Annotated in this window: 15 protein-coding genes and 1 riboswitch; of the genes, 5 read left to right on the top strand and 10 right to left on the bottom strand. The window is 59.5% G+C overall.

The features are described 5' to 3' along the window. The first annotated feature begins 14 nt into the window (after positions 1 to 14). Complete coding sequence (locus tag ACXAIC_RS01295) at positions 15 to 794, top strand: SDR family oxidoreductase (protein WP_475172753.1); 780 nt, start codon at positions 15 to 17, stop codon at positions 792 to 794. Positions 795 to 921: 127 nt separating this feature from the next. Here ACXAIC_RS01295 and ACXAIC_RS01290 read toward each other — a convergent pair whose 3' ends face one another. The 4 genes from ACXAIC_RS01290 to thiM all read right to left on the bottom strand — a co-directional run bounded on the left by ACXAIC_RS01290 (position 922) and on the right by thiM (position 5511). Continuing rightward, positions 922 to 2184, bottom strand: a complete 1263-nt coding sequence (locus ACXAIC_RS01290) for an OmpP1/FadL family transporter (protein ID WP_475172751.1) — start codon at positions 2182 to 2184, stop codon at positions 922 to 924. A gap of 579 nt (positions 2185 to 2763) precedes the next feature. Next, positions 2764 to 3894 (bottom strand): TRAP transporter substrate-binding protein, encoded by a 1131-nt coding sequence (locus ACXAIC_RS01285; RefSeq protein WP_475172748.1) that lies wholly within the window; start codon positions 3892 to 3894, stop codon positions 2764 to 2766. 1 nt (position 3895) lies between these two features. Further along, a complete protein-coding gene (gene thiD, locus ACXAIC_RS01280; protein ID WP_475172746.1) occupies positions 3896 to 4702 on the bottom strand; it encodes a bifunctional hydroxymethylpyrimidine kinase/phosphomethylpyrimidine kinase in 807 nt (268 codons plus the stop codon). A 35-nt stretch (positions 4703 to 4737) separates the two neighbouring features. Further along, positions 4738 to 5511: a hydroxyethylthiazole kinase gene (thiM, locus tag ACXAIC_RS01275; protein ID WP_475172744.1), complete on the bottom strand. Its 774-nt coding sequence runs from the start codon at positions 5509 to 5511 to the stop codon at positions 4738 to 4740. A 69-nt stretch (positions 5512 to 5580) separates the two neighbouring features. Next, a riboswitch (TPP riboswitch) is annotated at positions 5581 to 5689 on the bottom strand. A 133-nt stretch (positions 5690 to 5822) separates the two neighbouring features. Here thiM and ACXAIC_RS01270 point away from each other — a divergent pair. Both ACXAIC_RS01270 and ACXAIC_RS01265 read left to right on the top strand, forming a co-directional pair. Continuing rightward, complete coding sequence (locus tag ACXAIC_RS01270) at positions 5823 to 6059, top strand: Lrp/AsnC ligand binding domain-containing protein (protein WP_475172741.1); 237 nt, start codon at positions 5823 to 5825, stop codon at positions 6057 to 6059. A gap of 141 nt (positions 6060 to 6200) precedes the next feature. Next, positions 6201 to 6614, top strand: coding sequence for a hypothetical protein (locus tag ACXAIC_RS01265; RefSeq protein ID WP_475172740.1), 414 nt, complete (start codon positions 6201 to 6203; stop codon positions 6612 to 6614). Positions 6615 to 6766: 152 nt separating this feature from the next. Here the strand turns inward: ACXAIC_RS01265 and ACXAIC_RS01260 are convergent, their stop codons facing one another. The 3 genes from ACXAIC_RS01260 to ACXAIC_RS01250 form a co-directional block, all read right to left on the bottom strand. Continuing rightward, positions 6767 to 7768 carry a DMT family transporter gene (locus ACXAIC_RS01260; RefSeq protein WP_475172739.1) on the bottom strand — a complete coding sequence of 334 codons (1002 nt, stop codon included), beginning with the start codon at positions 7766 to 7768 and terminating at the stop codon, positions 6767 to 6769. Positions 7769 to 8053: 285 nt separating this feature from the next. Next, positions 8054 to 9313 carry a peptide antibiotic transporter SbmA gene (gene sbmA / locus ACXAIC_RS01255; protein ID WP_475172738.1) on the bottom strand — a complete coding sequence of 420 codons (1260 nt, stop codon included), beginning with the start codon at positions 9311 to 9313 and terminating at the stop codon, positions 8054 to 8056. A 466-nt stretch (positions 9314 to 9779) separates the two neighbouring features. After that, positions 9780 to 12077 (bottom strand): xanthine dehydrogenase family protein molybdopterin-binding subunit, encoded by a 2298-nt coding sequence (locus ACXAIC_RS01250; protein WP_475172736.1) that lies wholly within the window; start codon positions 12075 to 12077, stop codon positions 9780 to 9782. A gap of 318 nt (positions 12078 to 12395) precedes the next feature. On the opposite strand from ACXAIC_RS01250, the gene ACXAIC_RS01245 reads away from it, so the two are divergent. Beyond that, entirely contained in the window at positions 12396 to 13409 is a 1014-nt protein-coding gene (locus ACXAIC_RS01245) for a DMT family transporter (RefSeq protein WP_475172735.1), read from the top strand. A gap of 146 nt (positions 13410 to 13555) precedes the next feature. Here ACXAIC_RS01245 and ACXAIC_RS01240 read toward each other — a convergent pair whose 3' ends face one another. Both ACXAIC_RS01240 and ACXAIC_RS01235 read right to left on the bottom strand, forming a co-directional pair. Continuing rightward, entirely contained in the window at positions 13556 to 15232 is a 1677-nt protein-coding gene (locus ACXAIC_RS01240) for a long-chain-fatty-acid--CoA ligase (RefSeq protein WP_475172732.1), read from the bottom strand. Between the two features lie 312 nt (positions 15233 to 15544). Beyond that, on the bottom strand, positions 15545 to 16702 hold the full coding sequence (locus ACXAIC_RS01235) for an AAA family ATPase (RefSeq protein WP_475172729.1): 1158 nt from the start codon (positions 16700 to 16702) through the stop codon (positions 15545 to 15547). A gap of 79 nt (positions 16703 to 16781) precedes the next feature. On the opposite strand from ACXAIC_RS01235, the gene ACXAIC_RS01230 reads away from it, so the two are divergent. After that, positions 16782 to 17324 (top strand): hypothetical protein, encoded by a 543-nt coding sequence (locus ACXAIC_RS01230; protein WP_475172727.1) that lies wholly within the window; start codon positions 16782 to 16784, stop codon positions 17322 to 17324. A gap of 142 nt (positions 17325 to 17466) precedes the next feature. Here ACXAIC_RS01230 and ade read toward each other — a convergent pair whose 3' ends face one another. Next, positions 17467 to 19188 (bottom strand): adenine deaminase, encoded by a 1722-nt coding sequence (gene ade / locus ACXAIC_RS01225; protein WP_475173010.1) that lies wholly within the window; start codon positions 19186 to 19188, stop codon positions 17467 to 17469. Positions 19189 to 19302: the final 114 nt, after the last annotated feature.

Below are 19302 nucleotides of genomic sequence, written 5' to 3'. Positions count from 1 at the left end.
TGAGGAGAATATGCATGGATCTGGGCCTAGAAGGAAAAAAGGCAATCATCTGCGCGTCCAGCCGCGGCCTTGGCCGAGGCTGCGCTGAAGCGCTTGCGGAAGCTGGCTGCGGCATCGTTCTGAACGGGCGCAACGAAGCCCTGCTGGAGGAGCTGCGCAGCGCGCTTCAATCAAAATATGGCGTTTCGGTTACAAGCGTTGCAGCGGACGTATCCTCCCCTGAGGGCCAGAAAGCCCTGCTGGCCGCATGCCCGGAGCCGGATATCCTGGTCAATAACAATGGCGGCCCGCCCCGGCGCGACTATACGGAACTGGACCGGGCCGCCATGCTGGAAGGGGCGGTACAGAATTTCGTGACACCGGTTGAACTGCTGCAGGCCGTAGCTCCCGGCATGAAGGCGCGCGGCTTTGGACGGATCGTCAACATCACCTCCTTGTCGGTGAAGATGCCGATTGAAGGGCTTGACCTTTCCAGCGGCGCCCGCGCAGGACTGACCGCCTTCCTGGCAGGTGTGTGCCGCCAGCTCGCCCCTTATGGGGTGACCGTCAACAATCTGCTGCCGGGCAAAATGGACACCGACCGGCTCAAGGGCGGATTTGAACGCGCGGCCGAACAAGCCGGCAAGAGCGTGGCGGAGATCCGCGCGGAACAGGCGGCGGAAATTCCGGCACAGCGCTTCGGCACCGCCGCTGAATTCGGCCACACCTGTGCCTTCCTGTGCTCCCGCCACGCCGGGTATATCACCGGGCAGAACATCCTCATGGATGGCGGTCTTTATCCAGCGGCCTTCTGACACCGCCCCGCAACAGCGGCAATGCCCTGCCCAGGCCATCCAAAGGCCGGGATATGCTCCCGGCCTTTTTCGTTGATTTCGCCGATGCCAGGCAGCGCAAGGCAAACAAGATGAAATGCGGTTTGCCCTAGAACTTGTAGCGCAGCGCGGCGGACAGAATATTCACGTTGCTGTCCACGTCGGCCACGAAGGTGCCAAAGGTCGCGTTGAAGTCCTGATGGCTGGAATCAATGTTGATGGAGGTTGATTCCGGGATGATATGCGTGTAGCCGACATCAAAGGCCAGATGCTTGTTGAAGTCATAACTCGCCCCCGCCGACAGCCACCAGCGGTTGTTGTCAGGCAAGCGCGTGGAGCGGATCTCCTCGTCGATCGGCGAGATTTCATACCCAACCCCGGCCCGGAATGTCAGCTTGTCATTGTAGTCATATTCGCCGCCGAGCGAGAAGAACCAGCCATCATCGTAGTTAAAATGCAGCGTGGTCAGCGCATTGCCCGTCACGGTCGAGGTCGCGACCGGTGACTTCAAGCGGCTCCAGTTGGTCCATTCCACAGTGCCGAGCAAGCGGAACTTATCGGTGATTTTCTGCTTGGCGGAAATGTTCACCATGTCCGGCGTCACAACATCAAGATTGATATTCGCTCTCGATCCTCCGGAAAACAGCTGACCGCTCAGCTCATGCCCGACGCCGGACCGGTAGCCAATGCCGATTTCCGTGCCCTTGACCGGCTTGATCGTCACGCCCGCCGTGACGCCGACGCCAAAGCCGTCGCCGTAAATCTCATTGCTTCTCGGAAACCCGGCCCCGGAGGTCGCATCTGCGGATTTCAGGCTGACATCGAGATATTGCACCTGAAAGCCAACGGCCACAGCGATCATGTCATTGATCTCATAGGCCACATTTGGGTTCACATTGACCGAAAACACCTTTGAGGAACGGGAATAGAATTGCGCCGCCCAATTCTGCTCAGGCTTCGTCGTCAGCCCGAAGGGGGCATTGATGCCGATCCCGAACACCCACTTCTCATCCGCCCGGTAGGAAATATAGGTTGACGGCACAAACGCATCCGACGCGATGTCCCCGCTGCCGATGGACGAGGTCCCCAGGCCGCCCCCGCTCAAGGTGCCATCAATTTCCGAATAGGGAATGACAAGCGAGCCATGACTTTCGAAGGTCCAACCCTGCTGTGCGCCAATCAAGGACGCTGGGTTCCAGTACATGGACGAGATCGTCCCGCCAGATGTGCCGTAGCCGGCAAAAGACGTTCCCTGATAATACGCGCTCTGTTCACGCAGCGCGAAGCCACCGGCATGCGCCGCAGTGGCAAGCAAGGACAGCCCCAGCGCCGTCGAAATAAATAGAGCGTGATTTTTATTGGCCCTGACCATGGTGTTTTCTCCCATCCCCCTCCCCTCGGAGGAAACGTGATTTCTAAAAACAGGATTTCCGAAATCAGGTCAGAGTTTCAAGCATAGATTTTCTGGGCAAAGAGCATGCATAGTTCTTTGTGCATTGCAAAATAGCCGCCGGATACCCGCAAAAACTCACTCAGTCACATCCAAAATTCTGAAAAACTCTACGGATAGGCTCACTTGTCACACGTCTGACATGGCGGCCACTCGATTGCATAAAAAATATGCAACAACTCACCACCTTCCGCAAACGTCACTAATTCTTCCAGCGTTGCCCCATTGTCACACCTTCCCATAGGGAAATCGAAGATTTTGGAAGCAAGTCTGCGCTCTGAACAGTGGCGCTTTTGCCAAGCCTCTTTCAAACTCGGAACTGATGGCACGCGTTGCGAGAGCGTCGGACGATAAGTCTGCGCCCTTTGATGTTGGAAAACAGCTTATTCGGCAAGGCGCATTGCGCAGAGCGATGCGGTGAAACGGCCAAGCAGCGCAACGCTGCCGATGGGCTGCTGTCCATCACCCGAAGGGGCGGCTCTCCTGCACAGATCACTGGCCTCAGGCGCCCCCCTCCCGCGCGGACAAGAAGCTGCGCATGGCCACATCGCTCCAGGGCGCCAGCCGCTCTTTCGCGGCCCGGTGGCTGTCATAGATGCGCTGGCTGAGCGGGTCCCTTTCGGCAAAGTCTGCCAGGACCTCAGCCGCCATTGTCCGCAAGGCCGCCATCACCGCGTCCGGATAGGGCCGGACCTTCACACCGTCTTCCTCCACCAGCAGCTTGAGGCTGCCCGCGTTCTGCCAGTCGCTTTCCGCCAATGCCCGCCCGTTTTCCGCACGGCAGGCTTCCAGAAGAATCGCCTGCAGGTCCTCCGGCAGCGCCTCAAGGGCGGCCTGATTGAAAAGCGCCTCGCTGGTGCCGTTCGGCTCGTGGAAGCCCGGGGTATAATAGGATTTGGCGGCCTTTTGAAATCCCATGGCCCGGTCGGACCAGGGCCCGAGAAATTCGGTCGCATCCAGGACCCCGGACTGAAGGGCCTGAAACAATTCTCCGGGCGGCAGGCTCACTGGTGCCGCACCCAGACGGCGCATTACTTCGCCGCCAAGCCCGGGCATGCGGATTTTCAGTCCCGACAGGTCGTCAAGGGAGGTGATCTCTTTCTTGAACCATCCGCCCATCTGAACACCGGTATTGCCAGCCATGACCGGCTTGACCCCGAAAGGCGCATAGAGTTCGTCCCACAACGCCTGGCCGCCTCCCTGCTCGATCCAGCTTATGTGCTCAAAGGGCAGCAGGCCAAACGGCACGGCCGTAAAGAACACCGAGGCCGGGATCTTGCCTTGCCAGAAAAAGGAGGCCGAGTGGCCCATTTCGGCGGTACCGGCCGAAACCGCATCAAAGACACCAAGGGCAGGCACCAGCTCTCCGGCCGCATAAAGATGGATCTGGAAACGCCCTGTGGACAGGCGGGCCACCTGATCGGCAATCCGCTGTGCAGTCACGCCCGGTCCCGGCAGGTTCTTCGGCCAGGAGGTCACCATCTTCCAGGTCACTGCGTCTGCTGCCCCTTGTGCCAGCGCTGGTGCCGGCAGCAGGCTTGCCCCGGCCGCTGCGGCGCCCCCAGTCGCAGCGCCGACGAAGGCCCGGCGGCTCAAAGAGGACTTCGAGGATAAACGGGTGTCTTCTGGCATGTCACTGGCTCCAAAGGGCGTGAAAATGATGCACCGGTCCATGCCCGGCCCCGATCTTCAGATCGTCGGCAGCGGCAATCGCCGCATGCACATAGCGTTTGGCCTCTGCAAGAGCCTGCTCCAGCGGTTCGCCCTTGGCCAGTCCTGCGGCAATGGCCGATGACAGGGTGCAGCCGGTGCCATGGGTGTTTAGCGTTTCAAGCCGCGTCTCCCGCAGCCAGATCTCCCGGCCCGTGCCGTCGGCAAACAGGTCTGCACTCTCAGCGCCCCCCCCGTGGCCACCCTTCAGCAGAACGGAGCAAGCGCCCAGCCGCAGAAGCTGCTCCGCCTGAGCGCGCATCTCCTCTTCATCAGCCGCAACTTCTGTCTCCAGCATGCGGGCTGCTTCGTGGAGATTGGGCGTGATGATGTCGGCACGCGGCAAAAGACACTCGATCAGGCTCGCCACCGCACCGTCAGACAGCAACGGATCGCCGGAGGCCGCCACCATGACCGGGTCCAGAACGACGGCACCCGTTTCTGCCGCGTCCAGACCAGCCGCCACAGCTTCGATGATGGCCGTGCCCGACAGCATGCCGATTTTGGTCGCACTCACCTTGAGGTCAGAATAGACCGCCGTCATCTGCGCGCGCACAAACTCCACAGGGACCTCATGAATGGCGCTGACCCCGAGCGTATTCTGGGCGGTCAGCGCGGCCAGAACAGTGGCCCCATAGACACCATTGGCAGAAAAGGTCTTCAAGTCCGCCTGAATTCCCGCGCCACCGCCTGAATCCGATCCTGCAATGGTTACCGCAATCGCGGTCATGACACCCTCCTGACAGTTTGTGAATGGAACGCCGCTCACGCGGTTCTCAGCAATCTCTCGATATCGCGCAGCGACAGAGCATAGAGCGCGTCCAGCAGCTCCGGCACCAGACTGCCCGGGCCGCGCGCCCGCTCAGCCGCCACGTCCCCGGCAATGTTGAACACGGACAGAGCGCACGCAGCCGCGAGCGCCCGGTCCTCCTCCACGCTGGCAAAGGCGGCCAGAACCGCCCCGCCCGCGCAGCCGGTCGCCGTCACCCGCGCCAGCAGCGGATGGCCGTTCTGCAGGCGGTAATCTCCGCTCAGGCTCTCCACCTTGTCTTCAGCCCCCGTGACTGCCAGCACTGTGCCAGCAGAAATAACCGCGTCCACATCTTGCCGGTCCGGACACAAAGCTTCCAGTTCGGCCCCGTTCAGGCGCACCAGATCCGGCCCCCGGCCCAGAAGTTCACGGGCAAAGGCGCAGCGGACCGGCGAGCGGTTGACAAAAACAGGATCCATACAGACCGGGCGGCCCGCTGATCTGGCAGCGTCAAAGGCCAGCGGAATGGCCTGCCGCCGGTCCGCATCCAGTGTGCCCAGATTGAGCAACAGCGCATCGGCGCTGGCGGCAAATCCGGCCACTTCCTCCGGCGCAATTGTTATGGATGGCACCGCGCCGATGGCCAAAAGCACATTGGCGGTAAAGGTCTGCGCAACCGCATTGGTCACCGTGTGAACACGGGGGCTGCGCGCGCGCACCCGCTCAAGCAAGCGGAAGACGGTATCCGCTGCAAGCGGCTGTGTGGATGCGGCAACGGACAGGCTCATGCACTTGCCTCCAGCAGGCGGATGATCCAATCAGAGAGAAGGGAAGGAAGGCATTTGGCAGGAGGCCGGAACGGTCTTCATCTCAACTCCCTCCGCCGGGATCAACCGGATCAGGTTCAAGGAGTTGGCGGCAGCCTCTCAGCCCGATCAAACCTGCCGGGCACCCCCATGAGAAGACCGCACTGCTAACAAGCCTCCAGGGAGATTGCAAGCCTTGCGGCCGGAAGACCTGCCATGCGGCAATTGACTGCGGCGGCCAGATCGGCCATGTGCTTGCAGGAACAGTTCATGCCAACATCCTGGAGCACCCCATGGTCCCGTTTTTCGTGATGATCAAATGCCAGCTGGGCAAGACCTACCAGGTTGCCAACGCCATTGCCGACGCGGAAATCGCCTCCGAGGTCTATTCAACCAGCGGAGACTATGATCTTCTGGTGAAGTTCTATGTCGAAGAAAGCGCGGATATCGGCCATTTCGTCAATGAAAAGGTTCATCCGATCGACGGAATTCAGGACACCAAGACGATTATCACGTTCAAGGCGTTCTAGGGGGCGCCACGGTCAAACGGGTTCAAACCGTTTTGCGGCCTGCGTCGACATCTCTGAATGTCTGGCAGCGAAACGCAGACAAGATGAGACGCGGTTTGCTCTGGCTGCGTCATTGCGATGTGCCGGACCTGGAGGATGAGCATGCGCTGTTTTAAATTGCTGGCCTTTGCGGCCACCCTGCCAAGCCTTGCCGCCACCCTGTCCCAGCCCGCCCTCGCCCAGGGCATGCCGCCGGAGCAGATCAAAACTGTTCTGGATATGACCAAGGCGAACTGGGTGTCGTTCCGGGACTGGCAGGGCAAGCAGCTGATCTATTTCACCCATCTGGAATCCTGGACCTGCGGCATCGACTATGTGTTTTATGGAATAAATGGCGGAGCGCTGGATCAGATCTGGGAGCTGGCCCCGTGTGATCCGGACAATCCCAATGCGGTCCTGAAAGACAAACCCTATCTCGAGCTGCCACCCGGCTCGGTTGAGAGCATCGATGTGCAACTGATCTATCCGGACGGCTCAAAAAGCCCGGTGCAGACTTTTCAGTACACACCGAAATAGCCTGCCGGGCAGAAGTCTTGCGATGCTGCGCACGCTTTGTTGCGGGGCATTGTCCCCGCGCTCTTTGACGGCATCTCAGACCAACCGCAATTCACAGGACCCCGGTTCCAGATCCGGGCAGGCGTTGCGTTCTGCCCCAGGACTTTCCGCAGTCACGAGCGCGACGGGGTCGAGGCCCGGCGGTCCTTGGTCCGGTCGAGGCCGAGCTTGTGTTCCCGGTAAATCACAAAACCACCTGCTGCAATCACGATCAACGCACCGGCAACAACCGCCGGCACCGGCACTTCAGAAAAGACCAGCCAGCCAACCAGGATCGCCCAGAGCATGTTGACATAGTCGAAGGGTGCGACTGTGGAGGCTTCTGCATAACGATAGCTCTGGGTCAGGAGGATTTGCCCGGCACCGCCGCCAAGCCCCATGAGCACAAGCAGCCCGGCGGTTTCAAGATCCGGCACCACCCAGGCCTGACCGGGCAGCACTAGACCGAGCGGCACGGTCAGCAGTGACAGAAGCGTAGAGGCGGCTGCAAACCAGGTCACAATGGTGGAGGTGCGCTCGGTCTCGCACAATTTGCGCACCGTGATCATGGCCAGTGCGGCAAACCCGGCCGCCGTCACACCAAGCACGGCCCCGGCGGTGGAGCCTGCGTCCAGATCGCTTTCCCCCAGATGGGGCGACAGCACCACCACAATGCCCAGAAAGCCGAAGGCAACCGCGCCCCAGCGGTAGATCCGCACCTGTTCGCCAAGAAGAAAGAAGGCCAGCACGACCACAAAAAGCGGCGTTGCAAAGCCGATGGCGGTGGCATCGGGAAGCGGCAACAGATGGAAGGCGGTGAAGGAACAGACCATGGCCGTCAGGCCGATTGCGGCCCGCGACAGGTGCCCCTTGGGATTGGTGGTGCGAAAGGCCAGGCTCAGCTCGCCGCGCAGGCCCACCATCAGCAACACAGGAAACAGGCCAAAGAAGTTCCTGGCAAACACAAGCTGGCCAATAGGCACGGTTTCCGCAGCAATCTTCAGCGCCGTGACCATGATGAAGAAAACGATGGTAGACGACAGCTTGAAGGCGATGCCCAGCAGCGGCGCCTGACGGGTCATACCAGCCGGCGCGGGCGGGCCGGAAAAACGGGAAGCAAGGCTTTTAAAGGCCATCAAGGACATCCGGGACCGGCGCAGGACGTGCCTTTCCCGACGCACCGGACCGAAGGATCAGGGAAAGACGCAAGACACAAGCCCCCAAACCAGGGCCCCATGACAAGGGCCCCCTGCTTTCAAACCGGTAAGGGCTGGATCACACAAAGAAACGATCAGGTGGACACTCTTCCGCGTTCCTGACCAATTTGCAATCTTTCCGGACAAATTTTGCCTTTTTTGGGTGCAGAATGAACCGGTCAACGTCCATCTTCCGCGCCACAGCGCAAGGGGCTGCCGGAGGGTCTAAAGTTTGCTCTCCTGCTTTTCGAGCAGTTCAGCCAGTTCTTCCGGCGACATGGACTCACGCTGAGCGATTGCCACTTCAAAGCCTTTCAGACGTTTGTAGATGGACAGCAACTCGATAATCGTGGACCAGGAATTCACCAGATACTGGAAAGAGTTGGAGACCTGACCAAAAGCCGTCAGGATCTGCTGTAATATTCCATAGGTGATCTTTCCCGCAACCATCGTCGGAACGAGAATAAAATATGTGAACATATTGTCTGCCTGAAGGTAAAAACCGCGTGCCAGATTGAAATACACGTAGTGAAAATACAATCTGAAATAGTTTTTGCGGACATTCGCAAAAAGCTCCGTCAACGTCGGTGGGGTGGCACGATGCTCATGATCTTCACCGTAGACAAGTTCCTTCCGGTAGGCCGCTTCCACCCGCTGATTGTGGAACTCAAGACCAGGCAGTTTCATCCCGACGACCGCGAGCAGGAAAGTGCCAAACAGCGACCAGACAATAGCAGCTGTGAACAACGGTGCCGGAATCTCGCCAACGATCGGCAAAACCGTGACATGGCTGGATAGCGTGAACAGGATAGGAAGGAAAGCGATCAACGTCATCACGGAATCAATCATGGACACACCAAGACCTTCCATGATTGAGGCAAAGCGCATCGTATCTTCCTGAATACGTTGCGAGGCCCCTTCAATGTGCCGCACATTGCGCCACTTGGCGACATAGTAATCGTTCATCGCCGTCCGCCATCGGAAAATATAGTGACTGATGAAGAACCTGTTCAAAATGAACAGCGTCATGGACAGCCCGGCAATCTGGGCGAAAATCAGCATTAGCGAATAGAAGTCCGCCGCCCCGATCCCTTTGTCGCCTTCCAGAGCATTTTGCAATGTATCGCCAAAAGGCCTGCGCCAATTGTTGATCGCAACGGAAATCTGCACCGAGAAATAAGTTGTGAAGATAATCAGGGAAGTGCCCCAGACGGACCAGAGCTGCCAACGGTGATTTCGCGAGAACACCCACCAGAACCCGCCAAAAACAGCCGTAAACGCCGCATAGTAGACATAGAACCACAGAAAATCGGGCGTTACAAAAAAGCGCAAATCAATGGGTGGAGGCCCCTCGGACGGCACCCCGAACCCAAGCGGCTCTGCGAGATCCTTCGCGAATCCATACCACAGGAGCACAGCTGTCAAAGACCAGACAACGGCGGAGGAAAAAAACAGCTTCGGATGCGGGAAGAAAGACTTAAACACAGGGGCATTCCTGTTTCTGGTTTCGTATCATCTCAGGGCCTCTTCCGGTCTTAACGCAGGTTTTCAGAATCACCAGCGAAATCAGCCCCATTTCTTGATAAAACCGGGGACATGGCCGAAAGCGCATGTGTCAATCGAACATGGCTTTTCTGCGGCTATGCAGTTTCAGAACTTGGGAACCGCCTTTGGACGTATGAAAAATGGCCATTCTATCAGAGTCTTGAGCAAACCGACGGCAGGCGGAAAGCGGGCACGGCTGACACAAAACGGCCCCGCGGATCATGTTCAACTCAGACAGGGGCTGTCAAAAGCGTGCGAAAGAAAAAACCTCCGCGCCCGATGAAGTCACCCCCGGTTTGCCCCGGGGAGCGTCTTGCCTGCCCAAAGGGCAGTGCCATTTGCAAAAGAAGACGGAGCCCATGACCGGAGAAACGGGGAAGAAGGTCCGCCCCCTTCCCCGCCCGGTTTAGCGCGCGTCTGCAATCGCCTCCCAGACCCTCAGGGGGGTCGCGGGCATGTCCAGAAGCTCGGTCACTCCGGCCCCGTCTTTCAGCGCGTTTTGAACCGCGTTCATAACCGCAGCGCAACCGCCAATGGTGCCTGCCTCCCCGGCGCCCTTGATGCCCATGGCATTGGTGGTGGACGGCACATTGCGGGTCTCGAAATGAATATCAGGCAAATCGGCCGCGCGGATCATCTGATAATCGAGCAGCGAGGCGGTCAGCAGCTGGCCATCCTCATCATAGACCGTATGTTCGCACATGGCCTGGCTGATAGCCGAAGCCGCCCCGCCGATCACCTGGCCAGCCAGAAGCAGCGGGTTCACGGTCACGCCGAAATCGTCGACAATCACATAGTTTTCCAGCGCCACCTCACCGGTTTCCGGGTCGACGGACACTTCACAGATATGGGTGCCATTCGGATAGGTTGCCTCGTCCTGCTTGACCTCTTCACAGGCCGCCAGGGTTTCCCCCGCCCCGGCTGCGATTTCCGCCATGGTGACCTGCTGGTCGGTGCCGACCACACGCACCACGCCGCTGTCCAGTTCCAGATCCTCAATCCCGGCTTCCAGCCGGTCAGCGGCCAGTTCCTTGACCTTCTTGACCAGGCTGTCGCTGGCATTGCGCACGGAAGGAAGGCCGAGCGGGATCGAGCGGGAGCCGCCCGTGCCACCGCCATTGCGCACCCGGTCGGTATCGCCCTGGATCACCTCAATCTCGTCAATCGACACCCCGAATTTTTCCGCAACCACCTGACTGTAGGCCGTGGCATGGCCCTGGCCATTGGTCTGGGTACCAATCAGAAGGGTCAGACCGCCCTCCTGGTCCAGTTCCAGCGTGGCTTCCTCACCGCCGGGAAAGGCGCAGGCCTCGATATAAGAGCAGATGCCGATGCCGCGGTATTTGCCCGATTGCGCGCTTTCCGCCTGCCGGGCCTTGAAGCCGGCCCAATCGGCCACCTCAAGCGCCTTGTCCAGATGGCCCGCAAAGTCGCCCGTGTCATACATCCGGCCGGTCTGGGTGGTGTAGGGCAATTGCTCCTTGGCAATAAAATTCCGCTTGCGGATCTCCACCGGCCCGAGCCCGGTTTCCTCCCCGGCCTTGTCGATCAGCCGCTCGATCAGATAGGCGGCCTCCGGGCGCCCGGCGCCGCGGAAGGCATCCGTCGGCACGGTGTGCATATAGATGCCCTCGACCTTCGCAAACACCGAGGGGATATCGTAGAGGCCGGAGGACATGCTGGTGCCCACCCAGGGAATGAACGGGCCGAACTGGTGCAGATATGCCCCCATAGCCGCTTTCACATGAACCTTCAGACCCGTGATGCGGTGATCCTTGTCCAGGGCCAGTTCCGCATGGGTGAGATTGTCCCGGCCGTGGGCATCCGTGACAAAATGGTCCATACGCTCCCCGGCCCAGCGCACCGGGCGGCCCAGTTTCCTTGCCGCCATCATGGCCAGCGGGTATTCCCGGTAGCAGAACATCTTGGTTCCAAATCCGCCGCCAACCTCGGGTGTAATGATCTGAACGGCATCCTTTTCCAGCCCCAGAATGGTGCACAAAACGTCCCGCATGCCATGGCCGCCCTGGGTTCCAAGGGTCAGCTTGAAGCGGGCGCTTTCGGTGTCAAACTCCGCCACACAGCCGCGCAGCTCCATGTAATTCGCAACGATGCGGTTGTTCACCACATCAATGGACACGACCTTATCGGCGGCCTGAAACGCCGCTTGCGTTTTTGCCTCATCGCCCTGACCAAGCGTAAAGGCGACGTTGGAGCCATGCTCCGGCCAGACCTGAACCGCCCCCGGCGCCAGGGCACCATCGATCCCGGTCACCACCTCCAGAGGGTCGTAATCCACCTCCAGCGTTTCCGCTGCGCTCCTGGCCGTGTTGAGATCGTCGGCAACGACAAAGGCAATCGCATCGCCCACATAGCGCACCAGATCCTTGCACAGAACCGGCTGCTCCGGTGCCCAGTGCTCCGTGCCGTCCATCTGCTTCATCCTGGCAAGGGTCGGCATGGATTTCCCGGCCAGGTCCTCACCGGTCAGGACCAGATGCACCCCGTCCAGCGCACTTAACTCATCGGCATTTTCGACCGAAATCCGGGCATGGGCCATGGCGGAGCGCACGACAAAGCCATGCAGGCAGCCTTCTGGCTGGTAGTCGGCCGTATAGATACCCGTGCCGGTTATCAGCGGCGCATCTTCCTTGCGGCGCAAGGGCGCACCGACACCGAATTTCGGAGTGACCATCTGGTTCATAAAACTGGACCTGTGTTCTGGGAAGAAAATCCCTGGAAAATCAGACAATGAATGGCAATGGGAAGCCCCACTCCATCGAAACCCGAAGCCCGCATTATCCGGCGGATCTGTTCTTGGTGACACTTCGGCGCAGCCGCGCTGCTCCTCAAAATATAGCCCTTTCAGCGCGAGAGGCAAACCATACCGCACCCGCTTTTCTTTCAAGGACAAACGTCTTAGGTTGCACCTATCACGCACCCGCAGGTTCTGGTTTGGCCTTCCGCCCGGCTCCGTCCGGCCTGGCGAGAGGCGCTCACCGGGGATGTTTCAGGAAACAGCATGGATGCTCCAGGAAAAGATCCGGCAGAGGGCCCGGCTCCGGCCGGTGCGCCTGCCCCGCCCCCCAGGGGCCAAGTGGCGCGCGCCACCCGCAAGATCAGCGATCTGACGGCAACCCTGCCCTCCAACACGGTCGGCGCGCTGTGGATCCTGCTGGCGGCCTTCGGCTTTACGATTATGGTCACACTGATCAAATTTGTCGGCCAGGATCTGAGCGTCTTTCAGATCCTGTTTGTCCGGCAATTTGTCATGCTCGCCATTGTCGCCCCGGTCATCGCGCGCGGGTTCCCTGCATCGCTGGCCACCAAACGCCCCGGCCTTCAGCTGACCCGGGTCCTGTTCGCTGCCACTGCCATGCTGTGCGGGTTTTCTGCCGTCATCAATCTGCCCCTGGCCGATGCCACCGCCATCAGCTTTTCCAAAACCTTCTTCATCACGATCTTCGCCATCTGGTTCCTGGGCGAAACCGTTGGCCTGCACCGCTGGGGCGCCACGATTATCGGGTTTTTGGGTGTTGTGCTGATGCTGCGCCCAAGCGGTGGCGGCGTTGTAGAAGTCTATTCCCTGCTTGCCCTGGCAGGGGCGGCCTGTGCCGGCATGGTCATGATCGTGGTACGTCTTCTAACCCGCACCGACACGCCGGTGACCATCCTGACCTATCAGGCCTTCGGGGTCGGCCTGATCATGACAGTCCCGGCCCTTGTGACCTGGCAGGCACCGACACTGTTCGAATGGGGGATGCTGCTGGTGATCGGCATCATCTCCTGGGCCGCGCAGATGGCCAATATCCAGGCCTTCAAGGCGGGGGAAGCCACCGCCATCGCCTCGCTGGACTATACCCGCCTTCTCTATGCGACCGTCTTCGGCGCCCTGGTCTTTCACCAGTGGCCACGGGCCGAGACGCTTGCCGGTGCGGCCATCATTATCGCCGCCTCCATCTACACCGTCCGCAGGGAAGCCAAGCGCGGGCGGCAGCTGGCCCGCACAGCGGAAGGGCGCAGCGACTCCCACTAGCGCAAATCGCGTTTGATGAGATTTGTCTTTCGCTGCCTGAAATCAGAGATTTCAACGCAAAAGACAAAGCAGTTTGCCCCCGGAAAAACGCGGCATGCTTTGGCGCAAATCGCGTTTGATGAGATTTGTCTTTCGCTGCCACCAGATCAGGCGCTTTTCGCCTGAACATCGGCCTCCGCCCGTTTCCGCGCTTCTTCCTCGACCAGCTCTTTTTTGGACAATTTGCCGACCATGGTTTTCGGCAGCGTGTCCCGGAATTCAAATTCCCTCGGCATTTCAATGGTTGAGAGGTGATCCTTTAGAAAGGTCTTCATCTCCGGCCCGCTCAGGGAACAACCGTCCTTCAGCTTGATGAAAGCTTTGGGCGATTGGCCCCGGTATTCATCCGGGATGGCGATCACGATTGTTTCGTCCACCGCCTCATGCTGATAGATCGCCTCCTCGATCACCCGCGGATAGACATTATAGCCTGAACACAGGATCAGATCCTTGATCCGGTCGACAAGATAGATAAAGCCGTCCGCATCCCGATAGCCGACATCCCCGGTGTGCAGATAGCCCTCGCCCGTGATCGTCTCGGCCGTCGCTTCCTCCCGTTTCCAATAGCCTTTCATGATCTGGGGGCCTTTAAGCAGAAGCTCGCCCTTCTCGCCTTCGGGAACCTCCGTTTTCCGGTCCTCGATATCGACAAAACGCGCCGATGTTCCCGGCACCAAGCGGCCAATGGATCCGGCCCGGCGGTTCTCGTCCAGCGGATTGACGGCAGCGACTGGCGAGGATTCGGTCAACCCATAGCCTTCGACCAGGATACATCCGGTCAGCTTTTCGAAACTGTCCTTCACCTCCACCGGCAGGGGCGCACCACCGGACAGGCACAGCGAAATGCTGGAAAGATCATATTTCGCGGTCAAGGGTGAATTGTTGATGGCGGTGTAGATGGTCGGCACCCCGGGGAAGAGGGTCACCTTCTTGCGCTTGATCACCTTCAACAGCGCCGCCAGGTCAAAGCGCGGCTGCAGCACCATCTCCGCCCCGAGAATGACCGCCAGATTCTGCGCCACCGTCATGGCAAAGACGTGAAAGAACGGCAGCACACAGAGCAGCTTTTCCTGCCCCGGCCGGGCCATTTCAAACACACAGCGCATCTGCTCGATATTGGCCGACAGGTTCTTGTGGGTCAGCATGGCCCCCTTGGGCACGCCCGTGGTTCCGCCAGTATATTGCAGCACCGCGATATCCGAGGCCGGATTGACCGCGATCGGGTTGGGTGTGGCCCCTGCGCGCTGCAAATGCTCAAAGGGAATATGGGCGCTGTCCTGCGGGATCTCGGCCAGTTCCTTGCGTTTGAACAGCGAGAACAGAAGTTTCTTGACCGGAGGCAGGCAGAAGCTCATGGGGCAGACGATGATCTTGTCCAGGATCTGCTCCCGGCGCACCTCCTCCACCTTGTCATAGATGATCTTCAGATCCATGGTCACCATGATGCGCACAGCCGCATCACGCGCCTGAAACGCAATTTCCCGCTCCACATAGAGCGGATTGAAATTGGCCACGGTGCCGCCAATCTTCAAAACCGCAAAATAAAAAATCGTGTAAAAAGGCGTGTTGGGCAGACACAGACCCACATTCACCCCAGGGCCAACGCCCATTTTCTGCAGGCCGGCAGCCGTGCTGTCGACTAGGGCCCCGATCTCCCCATAGGTCCAGACCTTGCCCATGAAATCCGCGGCAGGACGGTCCCCGAATCGGGACACGGTCTCCTCCAGATATTCATGCAGCGGGCGGGGCTCAAACGCCGCGTTCCATTCCTCCACACTCGTCATAACGGTCTCCACCATGGTCTTGCCGCCAAAACCGCCGGGCGTCTTTCCAAGCCGTGTTCATCAGTGCACAGTCTGCTCATGAACACGGTCTTGCGATCCGGCCGCCTTTCCTCCTGGCGCTGCCTCTCTTGGGGAAAGCCCCCTGCGCTCTTCTGACATGACGCAACCTTCCGTTCACGTCAACTTGCGACGCTACGGCACCTGCCAACTTTTTCGGCAGACCCCTTCTCCCCTTAAGATAAGTCCGTGCAAAGGAATGACAATATAAAAACGAAATCAGAAGCTTAACACGCTCTTTATAGAAGCCGGGTATCACCGCTTCGGCCAGACCCATTTGACATCCTCTGCCCCGTCTATAACGGTTTCGCCCAGATCCTTGCGCAGTTCGTAGCGCACACAGCCCGGCAGATCTGCAAGGGTGCTCACAAGTGCTGCGGCATGGGACACAACGATGATCTGGGTGGTGTCCGCCGCTTTGGCCACAAGGCGGGCAAGCGGATCAAGCAGCGCGGGATGAAGGCTGGTCTCCGGTTCGTTGAGGACGACCAGCGGCGCCGGACGCGGCGACAGCAGCGCCGCAGTCAGCAGCAAGTAGCGCAAGGTTCCGTCAGAGAGCTCACTGGCCCGGAGCGGCCGCAACAGTCCCTTCTGGCGCATGAGCAGTTCGAAATAGCCGTCGGCCACACTGATCTCAATGGCGGCCCCGGGAAAGGCATCGTCAATGGTCTCGGCCAGCGCCGCATTTTCCCCGATTTCAAGGATGGTCTGCAGGGCGGCTGCCAGATCACCGCCATCGGCACTCAGCACCGGTGTGCGCGTGCCGATCCTGGGGGCACGGGCCGGGGCGTCCCGGTCGGTGCGCAAATGATCATAAAAGCGCCAGGCACGCATACGCTCGCGCATCACCAGCAGTTCCAGACCGTCTTTGGGATCCGCCGCATGGGTCATCATACTATCGAACCGCGCGAGGGCCTGATAAACGGGCACGCGCTGGCCCTTTGCATTCAAAACTCTGGCGGTGGGGCCATTCCGGCCTGCAATCTCGTTGGAACGCGACAGGGCCTCGCCAGCCCAAAGGGCTTCTGCCTTGATTTCGGGATCCATTGAAAACATCGACATGCCTGCATCTGCGGGCAATCCAAGATCGATCGCGTAGCCGTAATCTTCATCGGCAAAGCCGAGTTTCAGACTGACCACCTCCTTGCGCACCGTTCCTTGAACCGGCACCTGCCCCTGTTTCATGCCCCGCGAATAGGCTTCCGGCCCGGCCCAGAGCGTGGATTGCAGCCCCCCTTCCGCTGCCAGCGAGGCAATAGCACGCCCCTGCGCCACATCCGCCAGCAAGCGGATCGACCGGTAAAGGCTTGATTTTCCACTGCCATTTGCGCCTGTCACCAGGGTGACCCGGTCAAGGGGCAGCACAAGATCGCGGAGCGAGCGATAACCGGAAACGGCAAGGGTCAGGATCATTCGGCCTCCATGTTCTTGAAATGTTCACTTGCAATTTTTATATGTATAGTCTGAACAAGCAACATTAAAGTGAGGGGCAATGTTTCATCCCAAAGAAGCAGCCGAAGACAGTCATGCCCTGTCCCTGGCGATCCTGTTTTTTGCAGCATTTGCCTGTCTTGTATCGATCTATTTCCACTATGACAGCGGCTTGAAATACTGGTTGCTCAAGGAATTTGGCGAAACAACGACAGCCACTCTTCTCGATGTCGAGCAGGCCCCGGTCACAGAGGCCGAACTCAAGCAGCTGGCCCGGCAATACCCAAGAGAAGCGTTGAAAAACATAGCGCTCCTGAAGGGGGCGACCATCACCGTGCAATTCACCACTGAGGCTGGCGACACGCTTCAGACGGCATTCAAGACGGGGCAGAATTTTCAGATCGACGAGCTTCAGGACCAGATGCCCGTCACCTATCTGCCGATGAACCCGTCCATCGCCTATCCGGCCAGCTTCCTCCAGAATTTCGCCTTTGATGGGCAGGTTCTCCTCTGGTCCGTGCTGATCGGACTGATCGTGGCCCTCCTTGCCGTCAGAAGCGCGCGCAGATGGTCTAGGTTCCGCACCCGGATGCGCCAGTATTAATGCGTGTCGCGTTCTAGTCGTTTCAAACCGGTTTGTGTTTTGCGTTGAAATCTCTGATGTCAGGCTGCGAAAGGCAAATCCGATCAATCGCGATACGCTGCAATGTCGGCCCCGGCACCCGGGGTCCGGCGGCTTAAACCGTTCAGGACCCCTGATCCACCAGTTCAAACCGGTCCACATCAAACAGGCCAAGATCGGTGATCTTCAGATGGGGGATCACCGGCAAAGGCAGGAATGCCACCTGAAGGAACGGTTCTTCAAGCACGCAGCCCAGCGCCCTGGCCGCAGCGCGCAAGGCGACAAGATCCGCGCGCACGGTCTCGAACGGCTCCAGGCTCATAAGCCCGGCCAGAGGCAAAGCCAGTTCGGCCTGCACCCCGTCCTTTCCGGCAACCGCAAAGCCGCCCTGCATGGCAATCACCCGGTTGACCGCATGGGCCATAGCCGTCTCATCCGCCCCGACCACGCAGATATTGTGACTGTCATGGCCGACCGAGCTTGCAATGGCCCCCTCCTTCATACCGAAGCCATTGACAAAGCCCCGCCCGATATTCCCGGTGCCCTTGTGGCGCTCCACCACAGCGACCTTCAGCGCATCCTGATCAAGATCCGCCAAGGTCTTCCCGCCCGTGACCGGCAGCGTCATCTTCACATGTGCGGTGATGATCTTGCCCGGAATCACCTGGATCACCGGGGTTTCCGCATTGCGGGCCGGGACGTCAAAAACATCCGCAGACACACTGTCCACACGGACACTCTTGAGCCCGACCGGCGCCACGCTGCCGCGCGCTGCAAAGGCGGCCTCAGAGACCGGAACGCCGCCGCAGATCACCTGCTCCACCCGGCAGTCCTCAAAATCCTTCAAAAGCGCGATATCGGCCCGTCTTCCCGGCGCGATCACCCCCCGGTCCTTCAGACCAAAGGCATTGGCCGCCGACCAGCTGGCAGACCGGTAGGCATCAAGCGGCCGGATGCCCTTGGCAATCAACCGCCGGATCATGCTGTCCAGATGGCCTTCCTCGGCAATATCCAGCGGATTGCGGTCATCGGTGCACAGGGCAATGAAGGCGGAGACGTCCGGCGTCAGAATGGGAGCAAGCGCCTCCAGATCCTTGGACACCGAGCCTTCACGCATCAGCACCGTCATGCCCTTGGCCAGTTTTTCCAGCGCCTCTTCCGCCGTGGTGGCCTCATGGTCGGTGCGGATGCCCGCCGCCAGATAGCCGTTCAGCGGCAGCCCCGACAGCAGCGGCGCGTGGCCGTCAATATGGCCGTCCTGAAAGGCGGCCAGCTTGGCCAGAACCTTGGGATCGCGTGCCAGAACACCGGGGAAATTCATGAACTCGGCCAGACCAATCACCTGGGGATGGTTACGTAACGGCAGAAGGTCTTCGATTTCCAGACAGGCCCCTGCCGTCTCGAAGGACGTCGCCGGAACGCAGGAGGACAGATTCACCTTCAGATCCATCACTGTTTGCAGTGACGCGTCCAGAAAGTAGCGGATCCCTTCCGCCCCCAGCACATTGGCGATCTCATGGGGATCGCAGATTGCGGTGGTCACCCCGTGGGGCAGGACGCAGCGGTCAAATTCAAACGGTGTGACAAGGGAAGATTCCACATGAAGATGGGTGTCGATGAAACCGGGAACGGCGGTCAGCCCGCTCCCGTCGAGCGTCTCCTTGCCCGAATACCTGCCATAGGTGCCGACAATCCGGTCGCCGGTCATGGCAATATCGGTCTCCACAAGACTGCCATTCATCACATTCAAAAGATGCACATTCCGGATAACCAGATCCGCCGGCTCTTCCCCGCTTCCCGTTCTGATGGCCCGCGCTAGAAACGCCTCGTTCTTCTTGACCCGCATCACCTGACACTCCGATTCCTTCCATTGAAGGCCGACAATACGGCTCCTATGCGATCAGGCAATGGCGCAGCGGGTGGAAACCCGTCTTCAAGAATATGTGAACACTTGAACCAC

The organism is Roseibium sp. AWQ4_254 (assembly GCF_056161025.1).
The sequence above is the reverse complement of the archived record's forward strand: the minus strand, read 5'-3'. Positions and strand labels throughout refer to the sequence as shown.